This window comes from Bacteroides cellulosilyticus DSM 14838, from assembly GCF_000158035.1.
Classification (GTDB): Bacteria; Bacteroidota; Bacteroidia; order Bacteroidales; family Bacteroidaceae; genus Bacteroides; species Bacteroides cellulosilyticus.
In genome coordinates this window covers 1,183,664-1,197,368 of record NZ_EQ973491.1, presented here as the reverse complement: position 1 = coordinate 1,197,368, position 13,705 = coordinate 1,183,664, and the positions used below count along the sequence as shown (strand labels likewise).

Sequence of the window (13,705 nt, the reverse complement as noted above, 5' to 3'; positions counted from 1 at the left end):
TAGAATACAAAATACACTGCCAATACCAGGCAAATGAATGCCGCAAAATGATTCCAGTGCAGGCTTTCACCTTTAAAAAGGACAGTAGTAAATACAGTGAAAATAATAAGAGTAATCACCTCCTGAATTATCTTCAACTGTATCAATGAAAAAGGACCGCCATTGCCTATAAACCCAATACGGTTGGCCGGAACCAAGCAGAAATATTCCGCAAGAGCAATGCTCCACGAAAACAAAATGATGGCATAAAGCGGCCAGTTTGTAATAATTTTCATGTCTTGCAACTTCAGATGACCATACCAAGCAAAAGTCATAAAGACATTAGAGACAATTAAAAGCAGAATCGTATAAAGACCTTTCATTTCAGTTATGAATATTTAAGCGATAATTAATTAATCTAAATTACTAACTTTTTTAGGAAGAAGCTCTTCCTGAACATTTGCCATACTTCCCCAAAGACTATAACGAGCTTCCGGATTCATTTCTTCCAGTTGATGCAAAATGTCTTTCATATTGCTTCGATGAGATTGCGCTTCATAAGGACAATTCTTCACCTGTTTCCGATATCCCCTTATCTGTGCCAGTTCCAGCAAATCAGACTCATGTACCAAACACATCGGACGGATAATCGTCATATCGAACTTCTTCATTACCAAACGAGGAGGCATAGAACTAAACGCGCCCTGAAAAGTGATATTCATCAATAATGTTTCCAGAATATCATCCATGTGATGTCCCAATGCTATTTTATTACAACCTTGTTCCTTGGCAACAGTAAACAACGCCTTACGCCGATTCCATGAACAAAGAAAACAAGGTGACTTACGCGTATCCGTACTTGCATCGAACTCCGTCTCATACAGTACGAAAGGGACATTCCACGACTCAACATACTCACGCAGATATGCTAAATCACTCTGATAAGGTATATTCTTCATAACCACATGAACGGCAACCACGGAGAATCTGGGCTTAAAGACACGGGCGCGCTTTGCCAACAATTCCACCAACGCCAAAGAGTCTTTGCCACCGGAAAGCCCGATGAGGATTTTATCCCCATCCTCTATCAGCCCATATTCTACCAGTCCCTTACTAAACCGCTTTTCTATGCGGCGGATGGTCTTCTCTTCTTCAGTAAATTGCGCCATAATAATTCAAAGCTACGAGTTACAAGCTAAGAGCTACAAGTCCCATGCGGACGTTACGCAACTACTTGTAGCTCGTAGCTCATGTAGCTTATAGCTCTTTTACTCTTTGTCCTGCAAAAGTAAGAGAAAAGAATGATTTAAAGAAGAATTAACATAATAGAATAACGGAAAGCAGCATTATTCCCGATTAATTTGTATTTTTGAACATTCGAATTTGTAAGTTGGATAACTAGCATGAAAAAGAGATATATTTTACTCCTTCTATTTTGTCTCGTATTAGTCGGTGCATCGGCACAGACGTTGGAACAAGCTAAAGCTTTTTACAACAAGGGGCAGTACGAGAAAGCCAAACCCGTTTTCAAAAAATTCGTCAGGACACAACCGGCAAACGGAAATTATAATTTATGGTACGGTGTATGCTGCTTGGAAACAGGAGAACCTGACGTAGCCCTGAAATACCTGGAAACAGCCGTTAAGAAACGTATCCCCAGCGGACAACTGTATCTGGCACGAAATTATAACGACCTGTATCGTTTTGAAGATGCCATCAAGTGTTACGAAGAGTATATCAGTGATCTTTCCAAACGAAAAAGGTCTACCGCAGAAGCTGAAAAACTTCTGGAAAAGAGCAAGACCAATCTCCGCATGCTGAAAGGCATTGAAGAAGTGTGCATTATCGATAGTATCGTAGTGGATAAAGACCGCTTTTTGGAAGTTTATAAAATCAGTTCGGAATCCGGTAAATTATTCACGTACAACGATTTCTTCCAGAATAAAGAAGAAGTAGAAGCTACTGTATACGAAACTGAACTTGGTAATAAGATTTATTACGGTGAACGCCAGCCTGATGGCAAACTCAGCATCCTTGCCCGCAACAAGATGCAAGGCGAATGGAGTAAAGGCAGCCTATTGCCCGGTAGCATCAACGACTCCATCAACGCCAATTATCCGTACGTATTAACGGATGGTGCAACTATCTACTATGCCGCCGACGGTGAGAATTCAATAGGTGGATACGACATATTCGTTACCCGCTACAATACGAATACCAATACTTATCTGACTCCGGAGAATGTGGGCATGCCATTCAATTCTCCCTATAACGACTATATGTTTGCCATCGATGAGTTCAACAACCTCGGATGGTTTGCTTCCGATCGCTACCAGCCGGAAGGGAAAGTATGTATTTACGTATTTATTCCCAACTCTTCCAAACGGGTGTATAACTACGAAGCTATGGACAAGAAAAAAGTTGTCCGACTTGCTCAAATTCACTCCCTGAAAGATACATGGGTAGATCAAAATACAGTATCTGATGCCAAACGCCGCCTGCAAGCCGCTATCAGTGAAAAGCCACAAGCCGAACGGAGCTATGACTTTGAATTTGTAATTGATGACCACACTACGTATTATCAATGGAGTGATTTCAAATCTCCTCAGGCCAAGAGCTTATTCAGCAAATACCGCCAATTGGAGAAAAGCTTCAGACAGCAGCAAAACAAATTGGAAGAGCAACGTTCCTTGTACTCCCGCGCCAAGGAAAGCGATAAAACCAAACTGGCTCCCGCCATACTCGACCTGGAAAAGCAGATACAACAATTATCAGGTGAATTGGAGAAGGCCGCCATTGAAGTGCGTAATACAGAAAAACAATCCTTTAAATAGAAAACTATGGACATACTTATCATCATTGTACTCATTGTTGCGGCGGTTATCCTGTTCTTGGTAGAACTGTTCGTCATCCCGGGCATCAGCATAGCCGGAATTTGGCCGGAGCTTGCATGATCTATGCCAACTACTATGCCTTTGCCTATCTGGGTACAACGGCTGGTTTCATCACGCTCGGTGTATCGGCAATAGCCTGCATAGGCTCATTGATACTCTTCATGCGCTCCAAGACCTTGGATAAAGTGGCGTTGAAGAAGAATATCACATCGAAAGTGGACCGCACGGCCGCGGATCAAGTAAAAGTAGGCGATACGGGTGTGGCCATTACACGCCTGGCACTGATCGGCAATGCCGAAATAGACGGCAACATCGTGGAAGTGAAATCCATGGACGGATTTCTGAATGAAAAAACCCCTATCATTGTAAACCGTATTGCGGACGGCGTTATCATGGTAGAAAAGAAAAAAGACTAATATTCACACTTAATATCTTATAAATCATGAACGTAGACACTATGTACCTAACTGCCTTTCTTGTGATAGGAGGCATTATCTTCATCGTACTGTTCTTCCACTATGTTCCTTTCTTCCTATGGTTGTCCGCCAAAGTTTCGGGAGTCAGGATTTCATTGGTGCAATTGTTTTTAATGCGTATCCGTAACGTACCTCCCTACATCATTGTACCGGGTATGATTGAAGCACACAAAGCCGGATTGAGCAACATTACCCGCGACGAGCTGGAAGCTCACTACCTGGCCGGTGGACACGTAGAAAGAGTGGTACACGCCTTGGTATCTGCCTCTAAAGCTAATATTGAATTATCCTTCCAGATGGCTACCGCAATCGACCTTGCCGGACGTGATGTGTTCGAAGCCGTTCAGATGTCGGTAAACCCGAAAGTAATCGATACTCCTCCGGTGACCGCCGTAGCAAAAGATGGTATCCAGTTGATAGCCAAAGCCCGTGTAACGGTACGCGCCAATATCCGCCAGTTGGTGGGTGGTGCCGGTGAAGACACTATCCTGGCCCGTGTAGGCGAAGGTATCGTATCTTCCATCGGTTCGTCCGAAAACCACAAGTCAGTATTGGAAAACCCGGATTCAATCTCCAAACTTGTGCTCCGCAAAGGTCTGGATGCCGGTACGGCTTTCGAAATCCTGTCCATTGATATCGCTGATATCGATATAGGTAAGAACATCGGTGCGGCTTTGCAGATAGACCAGGCAAATGCCGACAAGAATATCGCCCAGGCCAAAGCTGAGGAACGCCGTGCAATGGCCGTGGCCAGCGAACAGGAAATGAAGGCGAAAGCTCAGGAAGCACGCGCCAAGGTGATCGAGGCGGAAGCCGAAGTACCTAAGGCCATGGCAGAAGCATTCCGTAACGGCAACCTGGGCATCATGGATTATTATCGGATGAAGAACATCGAAGCTGATACTTCCATGCGCGAAACCATAGCCAAACCATCGGGAAACAACTCAAACCAGCCGTTGAGTAAATAACCGGTAGAATTATTGCCCCAGAAAAACGTCGGAACCGGTGAACAGTAATCCCGTTCCGGCGTTTTCTATTTATAAACGTATCAACCAAAAAATCCAGAATATGAAAAAGTATTTTGCATCTTCCGAACTTATTATCAATGATGACGGTTCAGTTTTTCATCTGCACGTAAAGCCTGAGTGGCTGGCAGACAAAGTAATCCTGGTGGGCGACCCGGGCAGAGTGGCACTGGTAGGCTCACACCTTGAGAATAAAGAATGTGAAGTGGAAAGCCGCGAGTTCAAAACCATTACAGGTACTTACAAGGGCAAACGCATCACGGTGGTTTCTACGGGTATTGGTTGCGACAACATCGATATTGTGATGAACGAACTGGACGCCTTGGCCAACATCGACTTCAACACACGTGAAGAAAAGCCCCAACTTCGCCAGTTAGAACTGGTACGCATCGGTACTTGTGGCGGTTTGCAACCGAATACGCCCGTAGGTACATTTATCTGCTCGCAAAAGTCCATTGGTTTCGATGGCCTGCTGAACTTCTATTCAGGGCGCAATGAAGTGTGCGACTTGCCATTTGAACGTGCATTCCTGAACCACATGGGATGGTCGGGGAATATGTGCGCACCTGCTCCGTACGTGATCGACGCCAATGCCGAACTGATAGAGCGCATTGCCGGAGACGATATGGTACGCGGTGTAACGATTGCCGCCGGTGGTTTCTTTGGCCCGCAAGGACGCGAACTACGCATTCCGCTGGCCGACCCGAAGCAAAATGAAAAGATCGAGAACTTTGAACACAATGGCTATCGCATTACGAACTTCGAGATGGAAAGCTCCGCACTGGCCGGTTTGAGCCGCCTGATGGGACATAAGGCGACCACGGTATGCATGGTCATAGCCAACCGGTTGATTAAAGAAGCCAATACGGGCTACAAGAATACGATTGACACTTTGATAAAAACCGTACTGGACAGAATCTAAGAAACACCCACTCAAATATACTTGATGATTGTTTCCTTCAATCTTTCGTAAGTATATGGTTTGGCAATAATATCATTGCATCCGGCGGCTAATGCTTGTTGTTGTTCTATCAGGAAAGCATTGGCCGTCACCGCAACGATAGGCAGATCGATGTCGATGGTACGTATCTTTTCCGTAGCCTGAATACCGTTCATCACCGGCATGCGGATGTCCATCAATATCAGGTCGGGACGCTCGCGCAAGAAACTATTTACGGCCTCTTCGCCATTGGTAACCCACGAAATGGTGTAGTCCTTCTTCAGCAAAATGTTTATCTGCATAAAGTTAGACTCCGTATCTTCGGCTATCAGAATTTTCTTCCTGCCGTCTGATCTTCGCTCTACGTGGGCATTGATTTCAACAGGTTCACCATCCGCTCCCAACACAAACTGGCGGTAAGGAAGGGTCATCACGAAAGTGCTCCCCACTCCTACTTCGGACTCTACGGAAATCTTTCCTCCCAATCTCTCCACGATGCTCTGGCAAATGGGAAGCCCCAGACCCGTGCCCTGAACAAAATCGTTCAGCTTTTCAAAACGGTTGAAAATCAAGGGCAATTTCTCCTTTGCAATGCCGCAACCGGTATCCGTTACATACACCTTCAACCATTCTCCGCAGACCTCCAACCCCAGGGTGATGGCCCCTTCATGGGTATTCTTAATGGCATTGGAGAGGAAGTTGAACAGCACTTGAGTAATCCTGTTCCGGTCCACCATAATCCAGATTTCCTCATCGGGACGCATCACATTCAGTCGGATGCCCGTTTTCATTTTCAGGCGATGCACTTTCTCCACTTCGTCAATCAGTCCGGTCATTTCGACCAACTGGAAGTTCATTTCCGATTTTCCCGACTCGATGCGGGAAAGATCCAGAATGTCATTTATGAGTTGCAACAACAGGTTGCTATTCTTCTGGATGATGTTCAGATATTCGGCTTTCTCCACTTCATCTTCCGTCAAAGCTATGATTTCAGAGAATCCCACGATAGCATTCAAAGGAGTGCGGATTTCGTGGCTCATATTGGCCAGGAACACCGATTTCATGCGGTCAGCCTCTTCTGCCCGTTGCTTCGCCTCGATGAGTTCATTGGAGCGTTGCACCCTGTCACCGATATCGTGTATCAATGCCATCACTTTATTATCTTCGAACGGAGCGATGCGTGCCTGGAAATAATGCCTTTCGCAATCATCCACATCCAGGGGATACTCTATCTCCTTCAACTCCCCGTCTTCGAGGCATTGACGTATGTTCCGTAGAAACAGGTCGCTGACTTCGGGAGAATAGATGGTGCGCCCGTCCGCTCCCCGTAGCTGTTCAACGGGATGGAGCAAAATGGTGTCAGAAGACATTAACACGTCGGTGATGAAGAAATCCTGATCCAAAATAAATATAAATTCAGGCAATGCCTGTATTATCTTCCGGTTTCGCTCTTCCACGCGCGATATGTGTGCTTCGCGTTCGCACTGCCCGGTGACATTCACAGTATAGCATAAGAGCCTTTCCGGATTTCCACTTTTATCTTTCTCTACAGATAAGAGGTGGTCCTCCAACCAGACTATTTCGCCATGCGCACCTACGCAACGCACCCGTAAGACATTGGACTCATCAAAGCCATCCAATTTCTTTTGAAAGCCCTCCAACGACACCAAATGCTTATCATCGGGATGCACAAAGCTACAGAACTCTTCCAAATTCTGATAACGGATGCCGACTTTATCCAAGCCTAAACTTTCGAAATATTCCTGAGTGAAAGTGCACTCCAGGGTATTGATATTTATCTCCCAGAGAGCAATTTGATGGGCAGCCAGAACGGAGTTGACCTTCAATAATTTCTCTTTCAGTAGTTCCGTGTTCTCGTCTTTCTCGGTAGTATGAGAAGCGGAATCATGCATTTTTATTTTGTCTTGCGCCATAATAACAAAGTGTATCATGTAAAGGCTACGAAAATTGAGCAAATGTAATAAAAAAGAGTAAGTAATATACAATCGCGTTCTTTTTTTTACCCCAAAAGGCTATCTTTGCAACTCAAATAACAATTTTTATGATGAATCAGGATACCATCTGTGCCATTGCCACGGCCCAAGGAGGAGCAATCGGAAGCATTCGCGTCTCAGGAGCGGACGCCATTCGTATCACCAGCCACATTTTCACCCCGGCAAAATCCGGTAAAACGCTGGCGGATTGCAAACCTTATACACTGACTTTCGGGAAGATACACGATGGAGAGGAAATCATCGACGAGGTTCTTGTCAGCCTGTTTCGCGCCCCGCACTCTTACACGGGCGAAGATAGTACGGAGATCACCTGCCACGGTTCGAGCTATATCTTGCAACAGGTTTTGCAATTGCTCATCAAGCACGGTTGCCGCCTGGCGGGACCGGGAGAATACACGCAACGCGCCTTTCTCAATGGCAAGATGGATTTGAGCCAGGCCGAAGCCGTGGCGGACCTGATTGCTTCTTCATCTGCCGCCACCCACCGCCTTGCCATGAGCCAGATGCGTGGCGGATTCAGCAAGGAGCTTACGAAGCTACGCAACCAGTTGCTACACTTCACTTCACTGATTGAGCTGGAACTGGATTTCAGCGACCATGAAGAGTTGGAGTTTGCGGACAGAACGGAACTTTGCCGATTGGCGGATCATATCGAGGGGGTCATTTCCCAACTGGTACATTCGTTCAGTGTAGGAAATGCGATCAAAAACGGCGTACCGGTGGCCATCATCGGCGAAACGAATGCCGGGAAATCAACGCTTCTCAATGTATTGCTGAACGAGGACAAGGCTATCGTGAGCGATATTCACGGCACTACACGCGATGTGATTGAAGATACGACCAATATCGGCGGTATTACTTTCCGTTTCATTGACACGGCAGGTATCCGCGAAACCAATGATACGATTGAGAGTCTGGGCATAGAGCGCACGTTCCAAAAACTGGAACAAGCGGAGATCGTGCTTTGGATGATTGATGCAACGGACGCAACGTCGCAAATGAATCAGCTATCGGGGCAGATACTTCCGCGTCTGGAAAGAAAGCATTTGATATTGGTATTCAACAAAGCGGATTTGTTGGGCACGGCTCATTCTGGTGAGGTGCTGTCTGCGGCCTCTTCCATCATTCCTGACGCCGAATGTATTTTTATTTCCGCCAAGAAAAGGCAAAATACGGATGTGCTTCAGAAGAAACTTATAGCCGCCGCCAATCTGCCTACGATAACCCAGAACGACGTGATAGTGACCAATGCCCGCCATTACGAAGCCCTTACGCATGCTTTAGAAGCCATCAGACGCGTACAACAGGGATTGGCAAACAATCTTTCAGGAGACTTCGTGGCCCAGGACATCAGGGAGTGCATCTTCCATTTGAGCGACATCGCGGGGGAGGTGACGAATGATATGGTGCTACAAAATATATTTCAACATTTTTGTATCGGCAAATAATCAAATGAAAACAAAATCATAAAAAGAGAAAACATAAAGTCGTAAAATGAGGCACTGTCCCCGATTTTGTGTAAATAGAAAACTAGAGGATTCGAGTTTTATACTTGAATCCTGTTTTCAAATATAGTTATAAATTGATTAAAAATCAATGCCCAATTCCAAATAGGTTGATACCATTTCTTTTCTATTTCTGTAATCGCCAGATACACAAACTTTTTCAAGGCATCATCATTTGGGAATGATAGCTTGTTTTTGGTGTACTTTCTAATTTTTCCGTTCAGATTCTCAATGAGATTCGTTGTATATATGATCTTTCTAATTTCAACCGGGAAGTCAAAGAATACGGTGAGTTCTTCCCAATTATTTCTCCAGGAGCGTATCGCATATGGATATTTAGTCCCCCATTTTTGCTCAAAGTTGTCCAACTCCATCTTTGCGGCTTCTTTAGTAGGTGCATTATAGATATTTTTTAAATCAGAAATAAACTCCTTTTTTTCTTTCCAGACCACATACCGACAGGAGTTTCTTATTTGATGCACTACGCATATTTGAGTGGTAGATGTTGGAAACACACTCTTGATAGTTTCTGTAAATCCATTCAGATTATCAGTAACCGTAATCAGTATATCTTCTAGACCACGAGCTTTGAGATCCGTTAAAACGCCCATCCAGAAGGCAGCGCTCTCATTTTTACCAACCCACATGCCCAATACCTCTTTCAAGCCTTCCTTATTTAGACCTACACATAAATAAACGGTCTTGTTGATGACCTTACCATTTTCCCTGACTTTAAATACGATACCATCCATCCAGACAATCATATATAAGCTCTCCAAAGGACGATTCTGCCACTCTGAAGCAGCCTGGCTGACTTTATTGGTAATAATAGAGATAGCGGAGGTGGAAAGATTGATACCGTATATTTCTTGCATTTCTGACTCAATGTCAGATACGCTCATGCCTTTGGCATAAAGAGAGATTACAAGACGTTCAATAGACAAGCCACGGGATTGATGCTTAGGGAGTACAACTGGCTCAAATTCACTTTTTCTATCACGGGGAACCTGAATAACAGATTCTCCCATCTCTGTTTGAATCTGATTCTTATAACTACCATTGCGGGAGTTGCCACTATGATCCCCTTGATTGGAGTGTTTCTCATAACCTAAGTGGTTATCAAGTTCAGCTTCTAACATTTGCTCATAGACACGAGTATGAAGCTCTTTCATGAAAGCGGTAACATCTTCACCTGTCTTAAACTGAGACAGGAACTCTTTACTTAAAAATTCTTTTGGGATGTCCATAAAATCTGCTTTTTTACAAAGTTAATATATAAATAAAAAACTACGAGAAGAATCCCGTAGTTTTCTATTTACACAATATGATGGAGAGTCCCTAAAATGAGTTAAATCAGCCACTTCAAAGCATTACTCCATTTTCTTTTTTTACTCGTATTTTCTCTTGTTATAATTATTTTTTAGCATTTTTGCCCCCCATTTGTCCCTCAAGTCGCACACGGGGGACAAATTTATGTCCCTCAATGCAATTTGAAGACTTATTCCTATCAAATCAGGCAAAATCAGAGACAATTATCATTTCATAAAGCTGTTTGAATCTCTTATTTGTGAATATGTACAAATGTTATAATAATGATATACAGCCAAATATAAACAAAACATCTATAGCTGAAGTTACTACAAATGATATTCCGTTTAGAATGTTAGATAAATATTCTCGTTACTTATTTCAGCAATTCTAGAAGTTGTTATCAACGGACTCCGAGCTTAGTGAAATCATCCTCGATATGCCAATAGAATTTTACACCATTTATAACTTATTATTTCATTATTGAATACCATTCTTGATCTCCATCTAATGAAACTGATAGAAGATATCTCATCCAATCTATCATATTAAAAAGGTTTCTTATTCTTTCATCTATCGTAGGGAATTCTATTGCATCGAACAATATCTGTTAATTAGAATTTGATTAAGTCATATTTGAAATATCAGAATTGTGCAAATTATCGGCACTATTTCGAATCAGTGCCAATAATTTGCATGTTACTGACGAACCAAACGGATTGCCAGATGTATGTTAAATGAAAAATGAAATTAATCAACCTTGATCTTCTCCTCTTTCTACCATTCAGCAAGCGAAACAATCTCTTTGTACTGCTCAGCAGTCAGGGATAACCTGCCATCTTCGCTACATTCATATTCCTACGGTAACTCATAAACGAAGCCTTCCTCTTGACAGCCCATATAGTTATGATATGAATCAGGAACCAACCTGACATAATCTTCTTCCTCAAATATCTTCAGAAGCTTGTCGGCATTGGCAGAATAACTGTTGGAAACGACAATCACCCATCCTGGGCACTCTGTATCTGACGTAAAGATATTCAGGCGGGAAAGGACCAGTTCACTGTAATGATCCTTGCCAGCCCGGATGAAATCATCCAGGCTATCAACATCGTACTGCTCATCAATATTTGTAAACTTCATTCGATTATAATAGAGTACGTCATTCAATTCATTCGGGATATCTGTCTGTTCGGTTCGGGTGTATCTGCTGACAGGCAAATTTCTATAGAACAACTCATACACTTCGTGCGCTATACGGAAATATTTGCAATACTGTCGTATTGTCATAGTCTCTAAAGAAGACGAAGAACGTCCGTTCACGCAATCTTCCAAAGCTTTTATAGAAATTTCTCCATCCTTTGTCTTAATCCTGAATCTCGGCTCTATCCTGTTAAAGTCCTTTCTTGTATCCTTCCAATCCACTGCTGATATGGAAGATTGCAGATTTCTTTATTCTCCTTAAATATCAATATACTTGCCCGGATCAAATCCATTCATCAGATGCTCGTCTTCAAAAACATATCCCATCTGATTGCATATTACCCGGATATTTCCTATTTCTGTGCCGATATTGGCATGTGAATGACCATATATCCAGACATCGATCTAGCTGTCGGCAATCAGGTCACCATATTCGGAGGCAAGGCGCTGTTCAGTACAGAATCCTTATGTTACAAAGCTACAACACAAAGAGTAGACAGGTGATGGGTAACCACCACAATATGGCTAGCCGTATTCTTCATGAGACTTCTCCTTATAAAATCAATGCAGATTTCATGCATTCGATTGAACTCCTCCACCTGCAGCAGTTTCCCATCGAATTTGATCTGTTTAAAATCATTCATGCCTTTCCACACAAAATACTCGTCATTTGGATGGATACGTGACCACAAAGTACTTATGATAAATCAGTATCATCTATCCATACCACTTGATTCTGATAATACCCTACATTCTCCTTGAACAGCCATTTCCATTGCAACCCTCTATCCATCACATCGCAATAATTATAGTATTCATGGTTTCCGGGAACAATAAGTGCCTGACGATAATTGGCAGAATCTCCCAGCCAGAAGTCGCCCAAATGAAACACGATACCATCCGAATCAACCACTCTGTTCCAGTTGGAAATAATCGTTTCATTCATGTGAACCACATCCTTGAAGAGCCTGTTGCAAAACCTGATAATAGTGGTATGGTTGAAGTGGGTATCGGATGTAAAGAACACCCTGCTTCCGTCAAATTTATAATCCATAATCTTCTTTTTTGTGCGCATCACTGTGCGGTCAATAAAAATTTTACAACATCCATAAACAAAAATGACGGAGAAGGGCGTATGATACGAACGTCACCAATGAGTAAAAAAACTGCAAGCCGAACACAGAACCGAGCATTGCTCGTGATATGCTGAGGCGCAGCGTTTATTGTAGATAAAAATCTAAAACAAAGCCGTAGAAAAGTGTAGTAAGGACTTTCCAACGGCTTCAATTTATCTTTTCTATAAGGGAGATCTGCATCTAATATATCCCGACCTGTTTATAAAACGTTCGTTGGAAAGTGTTTTTGAATTTATCTAATAATTCAATGCCTGAAGTATGAATATATGACATACGCTCAAAACATGATGTGCTTCGATATAATGTATTTGATGATATGTTCATTTTATTTTGCTGCATTGTATTTTATACGTTTCTCAATTGTGTGGCAAAGTTACAAAATAATCTCTGGAAAAATCCAATGAAAACGGGAAATGATGAGGGTAGCACTAATGTTCAATGACTTATGAAGAAAACCACAGACAAACTCACCTTGTCAAAAAAACAAGGGAGCGCAAGGTAATGAAACGGAACAGTTTTCAAATCATTACCCGATGATTGGGTGAATTTCTTGGTCGTTAGAGAATGTTTCGATCTTCTGCATAACGATGTATAACTCACTGATAACTAATCTTGTAATCCAAAAGAGCTAGATGATGCGAAGTACATTTAAGATGCTGTTCTACATGAACGGAAACAAGGAGAAAAACGGTATTGTTCCCATTATGGGAAGAGTAGCAACCAACGCCCCTGTAGTCCAATTCAGTTACAAACAGACCATCTCCAAAGTTTTTTGGGATACGAAAAACCGAGCTAAAGAAAAGGGCAAGGAGGCACGAGGCATCAATTTGGCTTTGGATAACATCAAGGCTCAAATCATCGAACATTATCAACGCCTGTCAGATAGAAAAGGTCCATATAAAATACACAGGCAGCATGGCTGTTCAGGGAGTATCCGTGCCATTTGATAGCCTCATTTTTACTTCCCAATCCATCTTTATACAGTTTCTCCCGCCACACCAGAGCGTGACAGGAGAAGCTTTTTGCCACCCGTTATCATATCGTACGGTTCTACCAGCCCCAGGGCCTTCCACCCGGACCACCGCCGACGGAACCGCTGTTGCCGACGGTAGTCACGATGCTGTTTGAAGTGAAGGTTCCCATCTGTGAAACGCCCGACCATGTTACGCCTCCGTACCATCCGTTCCACGAGTCTGATTACACGATCTACCATTGGGGGAGCAA

9 protein-coding genes and 3 pseudogenes are annotated in these 13,705 nt (G+C 43.1%); 6 read left to right on the top strand and 6 right to left on the bottom strand.

Annotated features, from left to right (window positions below; genetic code table 11):
* Both BACCELL_RS16875 and BACCELL_RS16870 read right to left on the bottom strand, forming a co-directional pair.
* Positions 1 to 362, bottom strand: a 362-nt coding sequence (locus BACCELL_RS16875; protein WP_007213158.1) for a DMT family protein, incomplete at its 3' end; no start/stop codon positions are given.
* Positions 363 to 392: 30 nt separating this feature from the next.
* Positions 393 to 1,148, bottom strand: a complete 756-nt coding sequence (locus tag BACCELL_RS16870) for a tRNA 2-thiocytidine(32) synthetase TtcA (RefSeq protein ID WP_007213157.1) — start codon at positions 1,146 to 1,148, stop codon at positions 393 to 395.
* 234 nt (positions 1,149 to 1,382) lie between these two features.
* On the opposite strand from BACCELL_RS16870, the gene BACCELL_RS16865 reads away from it, so the two are divergent.
* The 4 genes and pseudogenes from BACCELL_RS16865 to BACCELL_RS16850 all read left to right on the top strand — a co-directional run bounded on the left by BACCELL_RS16865 (position 1,383) and on the right by BACCELL_RS16850 (position 5,296).
* Positions 1,383 to 2,813 (top strand): tetratricopeptide repeat protein, encoded by a 1,431-nt coding sequence (locus BACCELL_RS16865; RefSeq protein WP_007213156.1) that lies wholly within the window; start codon positions 1,383 to 1,385, stop codon positions 2,811 to 2,813.
* Between the two features lie 6 nt (positions 2,814 to 2,819).
* A pseudogene (locus BACCELL_RS16860) lies at positions 2,820 to 3,289 on the top strand (NfeD family protein).
* 26 nt (positions 3,290 to 3,315) lie between these two features.
* Entirely contained in the window at positions 3,316 to 4,317 is a 1,002-nt protein-coding gene (floA, locus tag BACCELL_RS16855) for a flotillin-like protein FloA (RefSeq protein ID WP_007213154.1), read from the top strand.
* A 100-nt stretch (positions 4,318 to 4,417) separates the two neighbouring features.
* The gene (locus BACCELL_RS16850) at positions 4,418 to 5,296 is read left to right on the top strand and encodes a nucleoside phosphorylase (protein WP_029427709.1); all 879 of its coding nucleotides are present in this window, start codon (positions 4,418 to 4,420) and stop codon (positions 5,294 to 5,296) included.
* A gap of 11 nt (positions 5,297 to 5,307) precedes the next feature.
* On the opposite strand, the gene BACCELL_RS16845 is transcribed toward BACCELL_RS16850, so the two are convergent.
* Complete coding sequence (locus BACCELL_RS16845) at positions 5,308 to 7,266, bottom strand: PAS domain-containing hybrid sensor histidine kinase/response regulator (RefSeq protein WP_007213152.1); 1,959 nt, start codon at positions 7,264 to 7,266, stop codon at positions 5,308 to 5,310.
* 113 nt (positions 7,267 to 7,379) lie between these two features.
* Between BACCELL_RS16845 and mnmE the strand changes: the two genes are divergently transcribed.
* On the top strand, positions 7,380 to 8,777 hold the full coding sequence (gene mnmE / locus BACCELL_RS16840; protein WP_044154079.1) for a tRNA uridine-5-carboxymethylaminomethyl(34) synthesis GTPase MnmE: 1,398 nt from the start codon (positions 7,380 to 7,382) through the stop codon (positions 8,775 to 8,777).
* Between the two features lie 98 nt (positions 8,778 to 8,875).
* On the opposite strand, the gene BACCELL_RS16835 is transcribed toward mnmE, so the two are convergent.
* The 3 genes and pseudogenes from BACCELL_RS16835 to BACCELL_RS16825 all read right to left on the bottom strand — a co-directional run bounded on the left by BACCELL_RS16835 (position 8,876) and on the right by BACCELL_RS16825 (position 12,291).
* Complete coding sequence (locus tag BACCELL_RS16835; RefSeq protein ID WP_007213150.1) at positions 8,876 to 10,081, bottom strand: IS256 family transposase; 1,206 nt, start codon at positions 10,079 to 10,081, stop codon at positions 8,876 to 8,878.
* Positions 10,082 to 11,000: 919 nt separating this feature from the next.
* The gene (locus tag BACCELL_RS16830) at positions 11,001 to 11,432 is read right to left on the bottom strand and encodes a hypothetical protein (protein ID WP_236100732.1); all 432 of its coding nucleotides are present in this window, start codon (positions 11,430 to 11,432) and stop codon (positions 11,001 to 11,003) included.
* 171 nt (positions 11,433 to 11,603) lie between these two features.
* Positions 11,604 to 12,291 (bottom strand): annotated as a pseudogene (locus BACCELL_RS16825) (metallophosphoesterase).
* Between the two features lie 822 nt (positions 12,292 to 13,113).
* Between BACCELL_RS16825 and BACCELL_RS26325 the strand changes: the two are divergent.
* A pseudogene (locus tag BACCELL_RS26325) lies at positions 13,114 to 13,371 on the top strand (Arm DNA-binding domain-containing protein); the annotation flags it as partial.
* Positions 13,372 to 13,705 lie beyond the last annotated feature (334 nt).